The sequence below is a fragment of the Telluribacter roseus genome, from assembly GCF_017355915.2.
In the GTDB taxonomy this organism is placed as follows: Bacteria; Bacteroidota; Bacteroidia; order Cytophagales; family Spirosomataceae; genus Telluribacter.
This window is the reverse complement of record NZ_JAFEUV020000009.1, coordinates 132,297-149,857: the sequence shown is the minus strand read 5'-3', so window position 1 is coordinate 149,857 and position 17,561 is coordinate 132,297. Positions and strand designations below refer to the sequence as shown.

Below are 17,561 nucleotides of genomic sequence, written 5' to 3'. Positions count from 1 at the left end.
GTTGTTAGTAATTAGGGGTTAGCATTTAGCTTTGAGGTGGTTACTACGACATACTAATAGCTAATACCTAATGCCTAATAACTCACTGCTGATTACTTCTGTAAAGCTTCAAGTACCGGCTTACCCGTCCAGCAGGCAGGTGGGGTAGCCCGGAAAAGGTGCGCTACCGTTACGGCCGTATCAAAGGTATCGATTGGCTGCTGCAAACGTACATTTTTCCGGATACCTTTACCCGATATGATCCAGGGAATATTAATCTCGGCGGGGGTGGTACCACCATGGCCTTTGTTGATGCCGCCATGGTCAGCCGTTACTATCACCACCGTTTCGTTGGTCATACCGGCCCGGCGTACCGCGTTCATAACCTGCCCGATGAGCGAGTCGGCTTTACTTACCGAGGCATAGTAGACGGGGGTGCCGTGTCCGCTTTCGTGGCCGGCGTGGTCTACGTGGTCGAGGTGGATGAAGGTAAAGACGGGTTTCTCTTTGGCGATGTACCCGGCGGCACGCTGGGCGGTATCATCTTCTCCCTTACGGTCTTCTTTGACGGTACATACATCATCTTCGAGTAGCCTTCCAAAATCATCCCAATCGTAAAAAGTAGCAATGGTGGCCTGCGGCATCTTTTCCCGTACTACCCGGAAAATAGTCGGGAATAGCTGCCCATTGGCGCCGCCGCAGTAGCTCCGGTTGGCCATGTCCGTACGCTTCCATTCGTTGGACCATATTTCGTGGTGGGCGGGGGAGGTACCTGTGATCATGGACGCCCAGTTGGGACTACTCGATGAAGGATATACCGCTTTGGCATTGAAGGAATAGGCTCCTGACTTGATCAGGGAGTCCAGCACCGGCGTAGAAGCCTTCTGTATCCCATCAGGGCTCAACCCATCGATGCCTATCACAATAACGTGCCGGGGCTGGGCCGCACCCGGCCGGGCCACGTTTGGTTGGGCCGCACCCGGCTGGGCCTGCAGGTGGAACGAGAGTATAAAGAGGGATAGGAATAGCAGATATTTCATACTAGTGGAGGTATAGGTAGGGGAGATTGAGTTAGTGAAAGATAGGAAAGGAACAGGTGTCAAAAAAGCGGGGGATCAAAGAGCCCCCGCTTTAAGTCTATAACCAAACCTATGAGAAAAAGTAGTGTGGATCTATTTCAGTATCCAAACCAGATCATTGATATCGTCTTTACCACTGTACTGACGCTCGATGGCTGATTTGTAGTTGGCTTCGTTGGTGGTACGCTCCGAGAAAGGGTACTGCCAGCGCATGGCTATCCGGCCGGAGTTGCCAGTACCCACGCCCGTCAGGAACTTGGGGAAGCCCGTACGGCGGTAGTTGAAGTAGGCTTCCATACCTGAGTTCATGAAGAAGGCCAGGTACTTCTGCGTAATGATCTGTTCGAGTCCGGCTACGGTGTTGCCACTGTACTTCACCAGCGGCTGCGCGTAGTAGGTATCAAAGTTGAAGTCAATGGTGTAGCGGGCAAAGTCAGCTGCATCGCGACCACCGGTTTTGGAGTACGTCATGGTAAGGGTACCGTCTTTCACGCCGTAGAACTCCTGTGACGCCCGGATTCCCTTGATGTACCAGTCTTCGGCCTCGCCGGTAGCCCAGCCGCGGTTAATACCTTCGGCTATGTTGAAGCACATCTCAGGGTACCCTACGATGAATACATTCTCGCCGGTGTAGGTGGTGTAGTAGCGTGAGCGACTCTGGAAGGAGTACGCACCGGGGGCAAATCCGGCTCCGTTGTTACGTCCTGCCTTCTCCGACATATCGGCCAGGTCTTCACCGGAGCTGGCTCCTACGAAGGCTGTAAAGTCAGAGGGCTGCTTACCGGCTTTTAGTTCGGCACCGGCCGGTTCGGCGGTTACCATTACCCGCGGGTCCTTACGCTCGGTCAGCAGGCTGATGTACAGCTGAGCCATGTTCTGGCGGGTAGCATCAAAACCAAAGTTGTCAGGGTTGGAAGGGTACTTGTTGAAGTTATTGAAACGGAACTCAAGGTTATCACCCATGCCCGAAAGCAGAGGGTACTGAGCCGGGTTGTTCAGCATTTCGGCAAAGCGACCTTTGATGTTCAACTCGGCTTCGCCCTCCTTTTTGCTCAGGCGGGTCAGTACACGGAGCTTGAAAGCGTTAACTACCTTCTGCCATTTGCGCAAGTCGCCCCCGAAGTAGAAGTCACCCGCTACGGAAGTTTCACCTTTTGCAATCAGCGCCGTCAGGTCAGCATTTGACTCATCCAGCCATTTCAGTACCTGCAGGTAGATGTCCTTCTGCGAATCGTACTTAGGTGTAATGACCGCAGTACCCTGCAGCGCTTCCGACAGGGGCAGATCCCCCACGCGGGCGCTCATCTGATCGTAGAAGAAAGCCCGGAAGAACTTACCCAGGGCCGAGTAAGGGTTTACATCGGCCGCACCTGCGCGCTTGGCTTCCTGCTCCATCTTTACTACGTTCTTGAGTGTATAGAAGTGGCTGGGCATCTCCGACCACTGGTACTCGTTGTTGCCGTAGTAGTTGTAGTTGATAGCGTAGAACTGGTTCCAGCGCATTTCGGAGCTGAACGGACGGCCCGTGTTGTTGTACATGTCAAACTCAATGCCCTGCAGTACCAGCGAAGCAGGGGCGGTAACGGCCCGGTTCGGGTCTTTTTCGAGTTCCTCGAAGCTCTTTTCGCAGCTCGTTAGTACGAGGCCGACACCGATCAGGGCAAGCTGTATATAATTCTTTACTTTCATTGTTAGTAGCATTTAATAGTTTGTATTTCAAGGCATATAGCCTTTTCTCCTTTCCTTCCTTCCTTCTTTTCTCCTCTCTTCCGCGCGGCGGCCGCCCTTTCTCCTTTACTTAAAAAGTCAGATTGATATTGACACCATAGCGACGTGTCGAAGGAGTCTGTAGTCCAGAGCTACCGTCGGTAATGTACTGGTTCAGATCAATGTCTTTCTTCTCGGCAAAGTACAGCAGGTTACGACCTACCAAGGAGATAGAAGCACCACGGATAAAGCCAGTCTTGGAGAGCAGCGAAGCAGGCAGTGTATAGCCAACCACTACTTCGCGCAACATACCAAACGAGCGGCTCATGAGGTTGCCTTCGTCGGAATCGTAGTAGCGGCTTACCCAGTCTTGTAGGAACTGCTTCGTCGTATTAGGAGTGAATTGCAGCTCAGCCAGGTTGGAGATCTTACCTTCGGAGTCGAAGTTGAGGCTCGCGTTGTTAGCTACCTGTACGCCTTCACCTACCCAGGTCTTGTTACCCAGGTAATCCTGGTAGCGGGCTTCGCCCATTTCACCCTCTACCAGCGCTATATGGCGACCACCGCGGAAGGTTTGACGCTGGATGTAGTTGGAGATGACGCCACCTATGCGGCCGTCGAACTGGAAGCTCAGGTTGACGTTGCGGTAGCTGAACTTGTTGTTGATACCAAATACAAACTTAGGGTTCACGTGGCCCAGAAACTGCCTTACGGGCAGGTACACGGGGCGTCCCGAGGCATCGTTGATGATCTGTCCGTCGTTGGTACGGGCGAAGGCACGGCCATAGAACTTATCCAGGCGGTCGCCTACTTTGAAGAACACATTAAGGGCGTCTACGCCGGGATAGATCTCCGTCAGTACTTCCTTGAAGGTAGAGTAGTTAGCTACTACGTCCCAGTTGAGGCCGTTGGCACTCTTCAGCGGCGATCCGGTCAGTGAGGCTTCCAGGCCGGTCTTGCGGGTCTTGATACCATTTACAAGGGCAGCTCCGTAGCCCGTAGTAGTAGAGATAGGCAGAGAGAAGATGCGTGGACCTTCGTTAGACACATAGTACGTTACATCCAGACCAATCCGGTTCTGCAGTACCCTTACATCCAGACCTACTTCCGACTGGGAGGTCGAGCTAGGCTGCAGGTTGGGGTTGTTCATGGTGTTGGTAAAGTAGGCAGCGGGCGTGTTGTTGTAGGCAAAAGGGGTCGAGTATACCGCGGCGTTCTGGTAGGTAGGACCGTCGTAAGGCGAGTAGTACTGGTCGCCGTAGCCGAGTGGGTTGCCTTCGCCCAGGGCGGGGGTAGATCCAATGGTCGAGCGGGTCAGACCATCCTTCACGTTGGCATACGAGCCGCGCAGCTTGAAGAACGATACAACCTCCGGGAGCTGAATGTAGTCAGACAGCACTGTAGACAAAGCTACTGATGGGTAGAAGAATGTATTGTTACCAGTAGGCAGAGTCGAGAGTTTATCAACCCGTCCGGTAGTCGAGAGGGTAAAGTAGTCCTTGTAGGTAAAGTCAGCCGAGTAGTAGGCCGAGTTTACACGCATGGCCGAGGCAAAGTTAGACGTCCGAACCGGGTTGGCCGAGTTGCTGAAGTTGTACAGGCCGGGTACGTTGAGGTAGTCGGTAGAGCCCCACTGTGAGCTGTACTCAAAGCTACGGACGTTACCTCCCGCCCATACTTTAGCGTTGAGGCCAGGGAACAGGTCTTTGTCAAACCGCACCAGTACGTCGGTATTATTCTCAAACAGGTTACGGCGGTCTTCGCGGTAGTCGCCGCGGCGCTCATCGCGACCATACACGCCCGCCGAGTAGGGGAACTTCTCGTTGCGGAACAGGTTCCAGGTGGTTACCTGCGTACGCAGCATCACATCCAGGAAGTCCGTAAGCTTGTACGTCATGGCCGCCTGACCAATGATGTCGGTCTTGTAGTGGCCACGGAGCCACTCATAGCTCATAAAGTAAGGGTTGTTGTAGCGCTGGTACTCCGCGTAGATCTGCTGGATACCTTCCTTACCGGGCTGCCAGTAGTTGCGCATATCGGCTACGTCCCAGTCAGCACCGGCCCAGAGTACCATGTTGTAGATGATAGAGTTGGGGCCATAGTTTACATCCGGGGTATTAGGCGTGTACTGGCGGTTGTACTGCAGACCCGACTCAAACTTTAGGCGGTCCGAGAACTTGTAGTCGGCCGTTACGTTGAAGTTGGTGATGTTCAGCTTGGTATTGGGTACTATACCCTTCTGGAAGATGTGCGAAGTCGAGAAGCGCAGGTTGTGTTTATCGCCGGTAGAGGATACCGACACATTGTTGGTAGAAAGAATACCTGGTTCCAGGAAGCGGGTCAGGTTGTCTGTACCACGGGCCACCCAAGGGGTAGGAATACGCTTTCCGGTAGCGGGGTCAATAGGGCTATCGTACTGCGGGATTAGTTGGCCTTCAAACTTGGGTCCCCAGCCACCGTCGTAGTCGCCGTCGTTAAGTCCACCTCCTTTACCGTCCACGAAGGCGTAGCGGCCGTGGTCACCGGGGCCGTACTCGTCCTGTACTTTGGGGATAGCATAGAAGCCGTTATCAACCATAGTCGACGAATTGACGTCTACCGAGAAGCCGCGCTTGTCCTTAGAGCCACGCTTGGTAGTGATCAGGATCGCTCCGTTCTTACCCCGGAAACCATACAAGGCCGAAGCCGAAGCACCCTTAAGTACCGAATAGGTTTCTATGTCGTCGGGACTAACGTTCCAGGTATCGGAGTTAACGGGTACCCCATCCACTACGATCAAGACATCCGAGTTACCACGCAGCTGAATGTTGGGGCGGCGCAGCAGCTCGGGTTGGGTACCTACGGTAAGTCCGGCTACTTTACCGGTCAGGGCGTTGATGGCATTCGGCTCGCGGGCCTTGATGGTTGAGGCACCGTCGACGGTCTGAATGGCTACACCCGTACGGCGCACGTCTTTTTTGATACCAAGCGCCGTTACAACAACTTCCTGAAGCTGACGTAGATCCTGGCTCAGGGCTATGTTAATGATGGTCTGATTAGTGACAGGTACCTCCTGCGTCGAAAATCCGACAAACGAGAATACCAGCGTAGGGGTGCTGCCAGTAGGGCTTACTTTATAAGTACCTTCGGCATCGGTGATCGTACCGGAGTTGGTACCTTTCACAATAACACTTACACCCGGAATGGGCTCACCGTTGCTCTGGTCGGTCACGCGTCCGGTTACGACCGTCTGGGCGGCTGCTGTCAGACAGGCAGCCAGTATCAGGCATAGTGTCGTGAAAAACCACCTGCTAATAAGGCTGGTGGGGGAGAGTTGTACACGTAATTTCATACGATGCTTAATTGGATTAGGGTAAGAAGTACGAGTTTGCAGGCCTTGATCAAGGGGCCCTCAAACTCGCCGCAAAGTTGGCAGGTGGAGGAGCAGAAGGTGGTTAAGCAGATGTGAAGCAATCTTGAAGATTAGGTGCTTTTCAGGCTTCCGGTGATAACATTCGGGTAATAAAATGGTATCTATGGTATTAGTTTTCTGTCCGGATCCATCAACAAAGCCTTATTTATCAAGCTATGAATACCGAAGTCTCGCTGGAATTTTTTCAGGATATACTTATTACCATACACGAAAACATACGCGACCTGCAGGGGAAGAAGGTATATGCCGACCCCGAAGAGCAGGAGTACCTGTCGGGGCGGCTGTTCAGCTATACCGAAACGCTTGAAATCATGAAGGACTCGGCCCGGCGCTTCGGCTATGATCCTAATGAGTTGGGGCTCTGACAGGTGCCTTAGCTGGTAGTGAGCTATTGTAAAATTCTTATATTTAGTTCAATACGAGCCTGAAAGAGAATCAAGCTTCTTTTTGGGCCGGCTGATTCTACAATATGCTAGACTAGAAGTATTGGTCAATGCACTTGCAGATGTTTAAAATGCTCTTAAAATGTCCTTATATTTACAGCTATTATTGTTTTTGATATTTGTATTCTGCTTTCAGTCCTTTTTTCAAAAATACGTCAATCAATAATACCAGAGTAGAAGAATTAGAGTCAGCACAGGGTGCTAAATTGGACATAAGGGCATGAAGACAATATACTTGGTAGATGATGATCAGGATGACAGGTTTCTTATCAAAGAAGCCATTCAGCAAACGGGGATAGAGGTAGAGGTAATCGAGGCTGAAAATGGCCTTGAGCTGCTTGATCTGATCCAGCAGAATGGAAAGTTCTCCGCCGCACTGATCCTTTTGGATATGAATATGCCAAAGATGAATGGACTAGAAACGACCTTAGCCTTAAAAGCGGATACCACTACCTTTGATATTCCTGTTGTAATGATTTCTACCTCTTCCAACGAGTCTCTCATTGAGTCTGCTTATCAGGCAGGAATCAATAGCTTTATACCCAAGCCCAGCAGCTTTCAGGAGTTCGCGAAACTGGGGGAGCAGCTTACAGCCCGCTTTCTTTCCTGAAGAGAGTCAGTATCAGTAAAAGCTCTGTAAAACATCTTTTATAAAGTACGAGTTGATAGTGTACTGCAACTCATTTACAGGTTATTGCCATTTTGATCTGGTAAACTGACAGGGTTCCAAATTAATTTTTGATATCAATCATTTTTGATGAGTACTAAAAGATCAAAATCTCACCTTCCCTCGCTACCTAAAGCACTGACTGGCATCAAGGGACTGGATGAGATTACGCAGGGCGGCTTACCGCAGGGTAGGCCTACTCTTATTTGTGGTGCGGCAGGTAGCGGCAAGACCCTCTTTTCGATGGAATTTCTGGTTCATGGTGCTCTGGACTTCAATGAACCAGGCGTATTCATGTCATTCGAGGAAAGAACGGAAGAGCTCACCATCAATGTGGCTTCGCTCGGTTTTGACCTGGCACAGCTCCAGGCAGACAAGCTAATCAAACTGGATCATGTACATATAGATCGTAGTGAGATTGAGGAAACCGGAGAGTATGATCTGGACGGTCTTTTTATACGCTTAGGCTATGCTATTGACAGCATCGGTGCTAAACGGGTAGTACTTGATACCATCGAGAATCTTTTTTCCGGACTTGATAATCAGGCCATACTCCGGGCCGAACTCAGGAGACTGTTTGGCTGGCTGAAAGATAAGGGCGTAACTACGGTCATTACCGGCGAAAAAGGGGATGGTACCCTTACCCGCCAGGGACTGGAAGAGTACGTGTCGGACTGTGTGATCCTGCTGGATCACCGGGTATCCAATAAGATATCCACGCGTATCCTGCGCATTGTCAAGTACCGTGGTTCGGTACATGGTACCAATGAGTACCCTTTCCTGATTGACGAAGAAGGTATCTCGGTACTACCCATTACGTCACTTACCCTGTCGCATGATGTATCGACCGAGCGGATCCCATCCGGTATTCCGGCTCTTGATAATATGCTGGGCGGCGAAGGTTTCTACCGCGGTAGTAGTATCCTGATATCAGGAACCGCCGGAACGGGTAAGACCAGTGTTGCAGGCAGCTTCGCCAACGAAACCTGTCTGAGAGGGGAGCGTTGTGTTTATTTTGCCTTTGAAGAGTCCCCCCAGCAGATCATCCGTAATATGAACTCGGTAGGTATGGACCTGCAGAGCCACGTAGACAAAGGGCTACTCCGCTTCCACGCATCCCGCCCCACGCTCAACGGGCTGGAGATGCATCTGCTGGTAGTACATAAGCTGGTCAAAGAATTCAGGCCAAGCGTGGTTGTTCTGGACCCTATTACTAATCTGGTCACGGTCGGCTCGGCCAGTGAAGTGAAAAGTTTGCTCATCCGGCTCATTGATTTCTTGCAGGAAGAGCAGATTACCGTGATGTTTACGGCGCTTTCATTCAAGGAAGTGATATCGGAGCAGACCGACGAAACCGTATCTTCCATTGTGGACACCTGGCTGTTGATCCGTGACATCGAGTTTAACGGTGAGCGTAACCGGGGCTTGCATGTCATGAAGTCCAGAGGCATGAAGCATTCCAATCAGGTGCGTGAGTTTGTTATTTCGGATAGCGGGCTGGACCTGGTGGATGTGTTCCTGGGACCGGAGGGCGTCCTGACCGGCTCGGCCAGAGAAGCCCAGCAACTGCTTGAGAAGACAGGAATCGCACTGCGCGACCATGCCGTAACCAGAAAGGACCGGGAGATAGAAAGAAAGCGGAGTGTCCTCGAAGCGAAAATTGCCAGCCTGAACGAAGAGTTTGAATCGTTGCAGGATGAACTCAATAAAACATATATTGAAGAGGAGCTCAGGAAAGAAATCCTTGAAAAGAATCGCCAGGAGATTACCCGCAATCGGGATCCCCGCAAGTAAGGTACCTGTTAGAAGCACACATCCAATATAAGTAATGGAAGAAAACAAGGAAATCTGGGAGCTCAGACTGTACATTGCGGGTAAAACGGCTAAGTCCGTAACGGCACTGAGTAATCTCAAAAGGTACTGTGAAGAACATTTGAAGGACAAGTATGTTATAGAAGTCATTGATTTGCTGGAGCAGCCACAGCTCGCAGAAGGCGATCAGATTCTGGCAATCCCAACGCTGGTCAAGAAAGTACCGGAGCCAATCCGTAAGATTATTGGCGATCTATCCAACGAAGAAAAAGTATTGGTTGGGTTGAATATACGACCTGCAAAAAGAATGGAATGAGTGATTTGTCAGATATAGGTCAGCCTAGTGACCCCCAGAAAGAAAACAGTTGCTATGTTCTGCGTTTATTCATTACGGGGGCATCAGTCAACTCTCTTCGTGCGGTAACGAATATCAAAAAAATCTGTGACACGTATATTAAGGATAACTACTCGCTGGAAATCATTGACGTGTACCAGGAAAAAACAATAGCCGAGAAAGAACAGATTATTGCCTTGCCTCTTTTGATCAAAAGTTTTCCATTGCCCGAAAAAAGACTGATTGGAGATATGTCAGATACCCAGAAAGTACTTAAAGGCATTGGCATTACCTTATAATTCTGGATGAGCACCCCAAAGACGTACGAACAGTTGTTGAAAGAGAATGAAGAGCTTCGTTGGCAACTGGAAGAAGCTAGTGAAACCATTGAAGCGATTCGTTCCGGGCAGGTGGACGCCCTTGTTGTCAAAGGAGCCGACAATGAGCACCAGCTGTATACCCTCAAGACAGCCGATCAGACTTACCGGGTATTTATTGAGAAAATGAACGAGGGAGCCGTAACGCTCAATGAGGATGGCATCATCCTGTACTGCAACACGATGTTTTCGTCCATGATCAACCTGCCGCTTTCAAAGGTAGTAGGCATGCACTTCGAATCGCTGATCCCCGACGAATGCAAAGAGCTATATCAGGATGTATTCACGAACGGCTGGCTCAAAGACAGCAAGACCGAGCTAAGCATTAAGAGCGGCGATAGCCAGATCCCCTGCCTGTTTTCGGTGACTACTCTGCAGTTGGACGAGGGGCAGGCACTCAGTGTTATCCTGACGGACCTTACCTTTCAGAAAGAAGTACAGGCGCTGCTCAAAGAAAATAATAAGCGGCTTGAAGAAATTAACAATGAGCTCGAGATAAGCAACCACGACCTTCAGCAGTTTGCCTCCATTGCTTCCCATGATATGCAGGAGCCACTCCGTAAGATCATGATTTTTTCAACCTTGCTGAGGGATAAATACAGGCATGAGCTTTCCGGGGAGAGTACTGTGTACCTGGATAAGATTATATCATCATCCAGCCGGATGAAGGCCCTGATTGTTGACATCCTGACCTATTCACGTCTTTCTACCCATACCAATAGATTTACAGTAATAAGCCTGAAAGATATCGTCGGGGAAATCATAGAGGACTTTGAAGTACTGATCCAGGAAACCGGAGCCATTATAGAGGTAGATGACCTTCCCAAGATTGAAGTAAACCGGGGGCAGATCAAGCAGGTATTTCAGAATCTGATCAGTAACTCCATCAAGTTTTGTAAGGCCGGTCAGCAGCCGGTGATCCGTATCACGGGTTGTTATAATGATGATGTGATCGAACAGGCAGGCATACAACTGAATGGTACCTGCTGCATTACATTTACGGATAATGGAATAGGATTTGATGCGCAGTACAACGAAAAAATATTTTCCCTCTTTGAGCGGCTCAACTCCAAGGACAAATTTGAGGGGTCAGGTATAGGACTTGCCATCACAAAAAAGATCATTGACAAGCACAAGGGTAAAATTGTAGCCATAAGCCGGGAAGGTGCTGGAGCGCAGTTCCTGATTACCCTGCCGCTGAGGCAGAATATTGAATAGCCCTGCTTAGCCCCAAAGCAGATCCCTTGCGGAACTTCCAGTGCGGCACTTCCAATAGTGATTATAAAGATTTATCTCTGTCAGCAGGAAGTCATTGGTGCGAATTGGGACCAAAGATTTTATGTTTGGTGTTTTTCTGCCAACTTTGCAAAAAGCCCCTTTTACCCGCATGCTTTCATCCCGAATTGGTATTTTAGGTGGTGGTCAGCTAGGTTTGATGCTGTTACAGGCCGCCATCGACTGGAATTTAGATATAAGTGTACTTGATCCCGACGCTGAAGCCTCCTGCAGCCGGATTGCTCCCCGCTTTGTACACGGCTCCTTACAGGACTACGATACGGTCTATAACTTTGGAAAAGACCTCGACGTCATCACCATTGAGATTGAGAAGGTCAATGTGGAAGCCCTGGAAGCTCTCGAACGGGAAGGAAAGCGGGTATACCCGCAGCCTTCGGTAATCCGTCTGATCCAGGACAAGCGTGTGCAGAAGCAGTTTTACCGGGAGCATAACCTACCTACGGCCGACTTTGTACTGACCGAAAATCGCGAAGACGTTAAAAATCAGGCCTACTTTTTGCCTGCTTTTCATAAACTGGGACGCGACGGCTACGATGGCCGGGGCGTGCAGCGTATTACATCCGTTGACGATATTGATAAAGCCTTCGATGCACCGGGAGTACTGGAGAAAGCCGTTCCTTTTGAGAAGGAAATAGCCGTAATCGTAGCGCGCCGTCCCTCAGGAGAGGTAGTTACGTTCCCGACGGTAGAGATGGCCTTCCATCCCGAACTGAACCTGGTGGAGTACCTGTTCGCCCCGGCTCAGCTTACGGATGAGGTGGACCAACAGGCCCAGCAACTGGCCCGGCAGACGGCCGAAGCCTTCGGTATAGTAGGTCTGCTGGCCGTTGAGATGTTCGTAACACCCGAGGGGGAGGTACTTATCAACGAAGTAGCTCCGCGCCCGCACAACAGCGGTCACCATACCATCCGGGCCAACGCCACGTCGCAATTTGAGCAGCACTGGCGGGCTATTCTGGACCTGCCCCTGGGCAGTACCCACGCCTACGGACCGGCCGCTATGGTGAATCTGCTCGGAGAAGACGGCTATACCGGCCCTGCCTACTACGAAGGAATGGAAACGCTGCTGGCTACGGCGGAAGTGTTTCCGTTCCTGTACGGCAAGGCTATTACCAAGCCCTTCCGCAAAATGGGCCACGTAACCGTGATGGATCAGGATCTGGAGGCTTTGAAAGAAAAAGTGGATCTGGTCAAACAGAGTATCCGGGTGATTAGTAGATAAAGGAGAAAAGAGAAGTGACGGCAGTACCTGACGTCTGATTCATACAACAAGACTAAAGCATAAAGCTTACAGCATATAGCTCACAAAGATTATGATTGGAATAATAATGGGAAGTATCTCGGACCGGAAGATCATGCAGGAAGCTGCCGATGCCCTTACCGAACTGGGAGTCGCTTTCGAGATGGAGATTGTGTCGGCTCATCGTACCCCGGACCGGATGTTTGAGTACGCTCAAAGCGCCCGTCAGCGCGGGCTCAAAGCGATTATCGCCGGAGCGGGTGGTGCCGCCCACCTACCGGGTATGGTAGCGTCGCTTACTTCCCTGCCGGTGATCGGAGTACCTATCCTGTCCAGCAACTCCATTGATGGCTGGGATTCGGTGCTGTCCATCCTGCAGATGCCAGGTGGAGTACCTGTAGCTACGGTAGCTCTTAACGGTGCCAAGAACGCCGGCATACTGGCCGCCCAGATTGTTGGTAGCCAGGATGATGAAGTGGCGGCCCGGCTTGATGCCTATAAGGAGGAGCTCAAAGGTAAGGTAGCCGAGATGAACGCTCAGCTGAAAAAGTCTTAACCGAGTCATACAACGAGCCTAGTGCATTCGTTACAATAGTAGAAAGAAAACAGTCTATCACCCGATTCGTAAACCCACTGTACTATGGAAGAAGAAAGTCCAAAGAAGCGTAATGTTCGGCCTGCTGAGTCGTCCAACCTGCCCCTGATTACCCTGGTGGTGCTGGTGCTTATAGTACTGGGGCTCCTGTTTGTAGGCTACGAGTATATAGCCGACGATACAACCGGATCGGAAGAACTGACCAATATCGTACCTGATACAACCAGCAGCGTTACGCCCCTTGTGACCAATACCGATCCGGTGCTGGCCGAGCCGGAGCGGATTGACTCGAGCCTGGTTATTGACTCTTCGCCAGCAACTACCACCGATGAGGCAACCGAAGCAGCACCGGCCGAAGTGACCGAGGCTCCCAAGCCAACGCCACCCGCACCCAAGCCTGCTGCCAAACCGGCGGATATCGGAGGTGCCTCCACGACGCATACCGTAAAGCCGGGCGAAACCTTCTTTGGTATCGCCAGCCGGTACAACCTCAAGCCGGAGACCCTGAGGTCGCTTAATCCGGATATAGAGCCCACCGCGATCAAATCAGGAGTTACGCGGCTGAACGTCCGGGTAAAGGCGGTTCATACCGTTGGTCCCGGTGATGTACTGCGGGTGGTAGCCAGTAAGTACGGCATCAGCAAGGAGCTCCTCATGCAGGCCAACGGAAAGAGTAAGGACTTTGCTCAGCGGGGAGAAAAGCTCATCATTCCGTTTTCCGACAAAAAATAATATTCAACTGGTTCAGTACCAGGGTATAAGCCTTCGGGGGCAGTAACAGGTGCATCGGCCAGCAGGCCTTAGCCGTTACTGTCCCTTTTTTGCTAGCTCTCTCAGCTTTTTTCGCAGGTCCAGTAGTTGGAAGGGCTTGGCAATGTAGTCATCAGCCCCAATGTACTCAGCAATAGAAGCCCCGTTGGCATGCGCCGTAAACAGTACTACGGGTATGGGGGAGGGAGTCTCTGCCCTGTAGTCGGCCAGTACTTCTTTGGCCACATCGGCCTCCATCATGTTGTCCAGTAAAATCAACGCAGGGCCTACTTCATTGACCTCTTCTTGCATTTGCTGCGGATCCTTTCCTATACACACTGTAAATTCCTTACGCACAACCTGAACCAGTAGCTCCTGTAAATGCAGATCGTCTTCATAGACCAGTATAACCGACATAAAATTATTGATATTAGCTGTTGTGGATGTAGCTCTGGGGTAAACTAAGTGGGGTTAGGAGGTGAATATACCTGATCGAATCAAGTAAAAAAGAGAAAGCATACTGCGCTCCCTGTACTACTTCCGACTGGGGAAGCTTACCGGACTGCTGATCCAGAAAAGCCAGAAAGCGTTTCCATTGTGGTCCGGTTTCGGTAGCGTACACGCTATAATAATGAAAAGAAAGGCCGTTTAATTGTGTAGTCTGTCCTAAATGTTTTTTGATCACCTTTCCACCCAGGGTGGAGCCCTCAGCTACGTAGCAGGCTCCAAGTAGTTCAGCCTCAGACTTTATAGTCCACTCCGGCATCTGGTCGGGTACTGCTATACCCAGCTCAGCCAGGTCAGCCAGTAGCAGGTCTGTCTTATATCGGTGGTTGGCTTCGTACTCCTGCCGAAGGGCATCGTACGGGCGTAGCGCCTGCTCCAGACTGCCGTTAAACCAGTATTGTGCCAGTATGATGGTACTTAGTTGTTCGCGGTTGAGTTGGTTACTGACAATGTCATCTACAAACAGCGCCTTTTCGGTCTTGTCGTGCAGCTCAGCTGTTGCTGATTTTAATTGTGCATGAAGTGGGGTCATTCAGCTAAATCTAAAAGTGTTGGTTACTTACAATCCAGAACTTGTGGGCGTGGTCCAGTTGCTGGGCACGTCCTTTGTAGCTACTGGATTTTACCAGGTATCCCGTGGCTCCGGCTTCGTACGAGTTTTTAATATCAGTAGGAAAGTCAGATGTACTGAATATGATCAGTGGCAGGTGACGGGTTTTCTGATTCTGACGGAGGGATCGGATAATTTCAACGCCACTCAGTCCGGGAAGGTTCATGTCCACCAGGATTAACCGGGGTACGATGGGGTCGCTGTTTTCACCATTCAGTTTTGAGAAGGCTTCGGTACCCGAGCCGGCTACTTCGAAGGTGAGGGTTTCGTCAAGTTTTTTTACGATTCGTTCAAAGAACAGTACATCATCCGGATTGTCCTCAATGTACAGTATGTCTACCTTTTTCATAAATAAAAGTACTGTGTATAAGAGCAATGGTTATTAACTGGATCAAGCAGGTTCAACGGATTCACGCGTTGGTAAAGCCACAAAAAAAGTTGTGCCTTCCCCTTCCTTACTCTGGAACCAGATTCTCCCGCCGTGGCGGTTTACTATACGCTTGGCAATGGCCATGCCCACGCCGTGCCCTTCGATGTTGGAGGTGTTGTCAAGCCGCTTGAACAGATCAAATACTTTGCTGGCCTGGGTCATATTGATACCCATTCCGTTGTCTTTTACTGAGTAGATGGTCTCATTACCCTCTACATTGCCTTCAATTCTGATCTGAGGATCGGCCGAAGAAACCGAGTACTTGTAGGCATTGGAGATGATATTGGCAAAGATCTGACCGATCATGGTAGGGTCGCCGTATAGCGGGGGAGTACCGCCTACGGTCACCTTAGGATGGTGCGAAGTAGTGGCTACATTGAGGTCTTCCACCAGCATATCTATAATGGTGCGCATCGGTATATCCTGCTTCTTGATCTCCGAGCGCGACAGGCGTGAGTAGCTCAGTACATTCTGGATCAGCATACTCATTCGGTCGGCCGACCTGAGTATCCGGTCTATCACCTGCTTGGCATCGTCATCCAGCTGCTCGTCAAAGTCTTCCAGCAAGATTTCAGTATAGCTCTTGAGCGTGGTCAGCGGGGTACGCAGGTCATGCGAAATGGTATAGCTGAAAGCATCCAGCTCTTCGTAGGCAATTTTCAACTGATCATTAAGACGACGGATCTCATTGGCTTTCTGCGTGATGACGTGCAGGATGTCCTCTCGCAGGCGCAGAGCAGCCGATATTTCTACGTCCTCCCAGGGACAGGAGCTGTTCTTTACTTCCTGCGTCCATTTCTCAAAGCTCTTGCGGGGGCTTAGGCGTATGGTACCGTCCTCTTCATGGCCACTGACACTTTTTTCCGGATTGCCCGCCCAGGTCACATGCTGTATCTGCTCTGGCTTAAACCACAGCACATATTCGCCCAGGATGGGAGACAGGGCAATGGCCATCAGGCCCGAGGCTTTATCTTTATAGTGAACAGCCGGACCAAACTGGTTAGGCAGGTGCGTAGTCTGGAAGAAGTTGTCGACTTTGATACTTTCCAGCCATCTGACAATATCCTGTACCTCGTCTTCAGCGGGAGTACTACCCACCAGGTGTACTTTGTCTTCAAATACTAGGGCGGCTCCCGTAGCTTTGGTAAGCTGCAGAATATTGTCTTTGCCGCCGACCAGTCCTTCGGCTACATTCCAGTCTTTGGTCATCTGGATGAGCAACTGCTGGCCGGTGGAGTAGATCTGGTTGGAAAACTCGCTGTCGGTTTCGTCACGGTGGTGCTCCAGCGTGGCCGATAGTATCTGGCTGATAAAGCGGGCCGTATTGCGGGCCGGATAATCCACAAAGCGGGGCGAGTAGTGGTGACAGGCTATGAGCCCCCACAGCTTGCCTTTGACGACCAGCGAAATACTCATGCTGGCCATGACGCCCATATTCTTAAGGTACTCGATATGAATAGGAGACACCGCCCGTAGTACTGAGTCGGACAGATCCAGTACGTTACTACCGGGCTTTTCGTCAGGGTAGAGGCGGGAACTGCTGGATGAAACGTCGGATATAAGACGGACGAGGTTGCGCAGATACAGCTGGCGGGCCTGCTTCGGAATATCCGAGGCGGGGTAGTGTAAGCCCAGGAAGGGGTCCAGATGAGGCTCCTTCTGCTCCGCTACTACCACGCCGTGCCAGTCTTCCATAAACTGGTATACCATCACCCGGTCAAAGCCGGTGATACTCTTCACCCACTTGGCAGCTCTGTCGAGCAGCAGATGGAGCGTCTTGGCTCCCTGTACTTCCTGCAAGGAGCGGGTGATGAGCTTCTGGTAGTCCAGTACATCCATCCAGGTAATCCGGGGCTCAAACTCCAGCACCACGTACTCACCCGAGGCGTGTATGATCAGATTCATGTCCTGATCGGCTACCTGCATCTGCTGCGGATTGAGCCACTCGTACGACTGGTTGCGACGCCCCACGTTGAGTAGCTCTTCCAGGGCCGAGCCCGGCACGGTGGAGGCAATGTATGAATCAAGTACCTGTACGGGCTGGTCAATGAGCTCTGCGGCGGATGTACTTATATAAGTACTGATGTTGTTACTTACCTTTTTGATCAGGTAGGAATCTTTATGTACGGCTACCAGAAAACCGTGGGCTTGGATGCTGCCGGGGATGTGAATAGGCTCCCGGTCGCAGCTGGTCAGATCAACGTCTTGCATGCAATAATAAAAGTACTGAAAGTAAGAAATCAAACTTGTTTTTCAATCAGGTGTACCTTGCAGGAAAAGTACCAGGACTCGACGGGCAAAAGTGGTTGTGCGGTAAGTACGC

Annotated in this window: 16 protein-coding genes; 9 read left to right on the top strand and 7 right to left on the bottom strand. The window is 50.8% G+C overall.

Going from position 1 to position 17,561, the window contains the following annotated elements; genetic code table 11:
• Positions 1–92: 92 nt before the first annotated feature.
• The 3 genes from JTN23_RS17185 to JTN23_RS17175 form a co-directional block, all read right to left on the bottom strand.
• Complete coding sequence (locus JTN23_RS17185; protein WP_247236264.1) at positions 93–1,019, bottom strand: alkaline phosphatase family protein; 927 nt, start codon at positions 1,017–1,019, stop codon at positions 93–95.
• A gap of 132 nt (positions 1,020–1,151) precedes the next feature.
• Entirely contained in the window at positions 1,152–2,747 is a 1,596-nt protein-coding gene (locus tag JTN23_RS17180; RefSeq protein ID WP_247236263.1) for a SusD/RagB family nutrient-binding outer membrane lipoprotein, read from the bottom strand.
• A gap of 109 nt (positions 2,748–2,856) precedes the next feature.
• Positions 2,857–6,096, bottom strand: coding sequence for a SusC/RagA family TonB-linked outer membrane protein (locus tag JTN23_RS17175; protein ID WP_247236262.1), 3,240 nt, complete (start codon positions 6,094–6,096; stop codon positions 2,857–2,859).
• A gap of 236 nt (positions 6,097–6,332) precedes the next feature.
• Between JTN23_RS17175 and JTN23_RS17170 the strand changes: the two genes are divergently transcribed.
• The 9 genes from JTN23_RS17170 (at position 6,333) to JTN23_RS17130 (ending at position 13,673) form a co-directional block, all read left to right on the top strand.
• Positions 6,333–6,542, top strand: coding sequence for a hypothetical protein (locus tag JTN23_RS17170; RefSeq protein ID WP_247236261.1), 210 nt, complete (start codon positions 6,333–6,335; stop codon positions 6,540–6,542).
• A 298-nt stretch (positions 6,543–6,840) separates the two neighbouring features.
• Entirely contained in the window at positions 6,841–7,230 is a 390-nt protein-coding gene (locus JTN23_RS17165) for a response regulator (protein WP_247236260.1), read from the top strand.
• A 147-nt stretch (positions 7,231–7,377) separates the two neighbouring features.
• Entirely contained in the window at positions 7,378–9,081 is a 1,704-nt protein-coding gene (gene kaiC / locus JTN23_RS17160) for a circadian clock protein KaiC (protein WP_247236259.1), read from the top strand.
• A 34-nt stretch (positions 9,082–9,115) separates the two neighbouring features.
• A complete protein-coding gene (locus tag JTN23_RS17155) occupies positions 9,116–9,415 on the top strand; it encodes a circadian clock KaiB family protein (RefSeq protein WP_247236258.1) in 300 nt (99 codons plus the stop codon).
• A complete protein-coding gene (locus JTN23_RS17150) occupies positions 9,412–9,732 on the top strand; it encodes a circadian clock KaiB family protein (RefSeq protein ID WP_247236257.1) in 321 nt (106 codons plus the stop codon). The genes JTN23_RS17155 and JTN23_RS17150 overlap by 4 nt, the downstream gene beginning before the upstream one ends.
• 6 nt (positions 9,733–9,738) lie before the next feature.
• A complete protein-coding gene (locus tag JTN23_RS17145) occupies positions 9,739–11,028 on the top strand; it encodes a sensor histidine kinase (protein WP_247236256.1) in 1,290 nt (429 codons plus the stop codon).
• Between the two features lie 169 nt (positions 11,029–11,197).
• Positions 11,198–12,328 carry a 5-(carboxyamino)imidazole ribonucleotide synthase gene (gene purK / locus JTN23_RS17140; RefSeq protein ID WP_247236255.1) on the top strand — a complete coding sequence of 377 codons (1,131 nt, stop codon included), beginning with the start codon at positions 11,198–11,200 and terminating at the stop codon, positions 12,326–12,328.
• A 91-nt stretch (positions 12,329–12,419) separates the two neighbouring features.
• Positions 12,420–12,902: a 5-(carboxyamino)imidazole ribonucleotide mutase gene (gene purE, locus JTN23_RS17135; RefSeq protein ID WP_247236254.1), complete on the top strand. Its 483-nt coding sequence runs from the start codon at positions 12,420–12,422 to the stop codon at positions 12,900–12,902.
• An 84-nt stretch (positions 12,903–12,986) separates the two neighbouring features.
• Positions 12,987–13,673, top strand: coding sequence for a LysM peptidoglycan-binding domain-containing protein (locus JTN23_RS17130; protein ID WP_247236253.1), 687 nt, complete (start codon positions 12,987–12,989; stop codon positions 13,671–13,673).
• A gap of 75 nt (positions 13,674–13,748) precedes the next feature.
• Here JTN23_RS17130 and JTN23_RS17125 read toward each other — a convergent pair whose 3' ends face one another.
• Genes JTN23_RS17125 through JTN23_RS17110 form a run of 4 tightly spaced genes read right to left on the bottom strand, consistent with a single transcriptional unit; the run spans position 13,749 to position 17,449 of the window.
• Positions 13,749–14,108, bottom strand: a complete 360-nt coding sequence (locus JTN23_RS17125) for a response regulator transcription factor (RefSeq protein ID WP_247236252.1) — start codon at positions 14,106–14,108, stop codon at positions 13,749–13,751.
• A 13-nt stretch (positions 14,109–14,121) separates the two neighbouring features.
• A complete protein-coding gene (locus JTN23_RS17120; protein ID WP_247236251.1) occupies positions 14,122–14,730 on the bottom strand; it encodes a biliverdin-producing heme oxygenase in 609 nt (202 codons plus the stop codon).
• 10 nt (positions 14,731–14,740) lie between these two features.
• On the bottom strand, positions 14,741–15,157 hold the full coding sequence (locus JTN23_RS17115; RefSeq protein WP_247236250.1) for a response regulator: 417 nt from the start codon (positions 15,155–15,157) through the stop codon (positions 14,741–14,743).
• A gap of 42 nt (positions 15,158–15,199) precedes the next feature.
• The gene (locus JTN23_RS17110; RefSeq protein ID WP_247236249.1) at positions 15,200–17,449 is read right to left on the bottom strand and encodes an ATP-binding protein; all 2,250 of its coding nucleotides are present in this window, start codon (positions 17,447–17,449) and stop codon (positions 15,200–15,202) included.
• Between the last annotated feature and the right edge of the window lie 112 nt (positions 17,450–17,561).

Bases quoted from the DNA above. Each gene is read 5' to 3' on its own strand.
- JTN23_RS17165 (WP_247236260.1), top strand. From the start codon at position 6,841: ATGAAGACAATATACTTGGTAGATGATGATCAGGATGACAGGTTTCTT.
- purE (WP_247236254.1), top strand. From the start codon at position 12,420: ATGATTGGAATAATAATGGGAAGTATCTCGGACCGGAAGATCATGCAG.
- JTN23_RS17115 (WP_247236250.1), bottom strand. From the start codon at position 15,157: ATGAAAAAGGTAGACATACTGTACATTGAGGACAATCCGGATGATGTA.
- JTN23_RS17180 (WP_247236263.1), bottom strand. From the start codon at position 2,747: ATGAAAGTAAAGAATTATATACAGCTTGCCCTGATCGGTGTCGGCCTC.
- JTN23_RS17150 (WP_247236257.1), top strand. From the start codon at position 9,412: ATGAGTGATTTGTCAGATATAGGTCAGCCTAGTGACCCCCAGAAAGAA.
- JTN23_RS17170 (WP_247236261.1), top strand. From the start codon at position 6,333: ATGAATACCGAAGTCTCGCTGGAATTTTTTCAGGATATACTTATTACC.
- JTN23_RS17110 (WP_247236249.1), bottom strand. From the start codon at position 17,449: ATGCAAGACGTTGATCTGACCAGCTGCGACCGGGAGCCTATTCACATC.
- kaiC (WP_247236259.1), top strand. From the start codon at position 7,378: ATGAGTACTAAAAGATCAAAATCTCACCTTCCCTCGCTACCTAAAGCA.
- JTN23_RS17175 (WP_247236262.1), bottom strand. From the start codon at position 6,096: ATGAAATTACGTGTACAACTCTCCCCCACCAGCCTTATTAGCAGGTGG.
- JTN23_RS17155 (WP_247236258.1), top strand. From the start codon at position 9,116: ATGGAAGAAAACAAGGAAATCTGGGAGCTCAGACTGTACATTGCGGGT.
- JTN23_RS17130 (WP_247236253.1), top strand. From the start codon at position 12,987: ATGGAAGAAGAAAGTCCAAAGAAGCGTAATGTTCGGCCTGCTGAGTCG.
- JTN23_RS17125 (WP_247236252.1), bottom strand. From the start codon at position 14,108: ATGTCGGTTATACTGGTCTATGAAGACGATCTGCATTTACAGGAGCTA.
- JTN23_RS17120 (WP_247236251.1), bottom strand. From the start codon at position 14,730: ATGACCCCACTTCATGCACAATTAAAATCAGCAACAGCTGAGCTGCAC.
- JTN23_RS17145 (WP_247236256.1), top strand. From the start codon at position 9,739: ATGAGCACCCCAAAGACGTACGAACAGTTGTTGAAAGAGAATGAAGAG.
- JTN23_RS17185 (WP_247236264.1), bottom strand. From the start codon at position 1,019: ATGAAATATCTGCTATTCCTATCCCTCTTTATACTCTCGTTCCACCTG.
- purK (WP_247236255.1), top strand. From the start codon at position 11,198: ATGCTTTCATCCCGAATTGGTATTTTAGGTGGTGGTCAGCTAGGTTTG.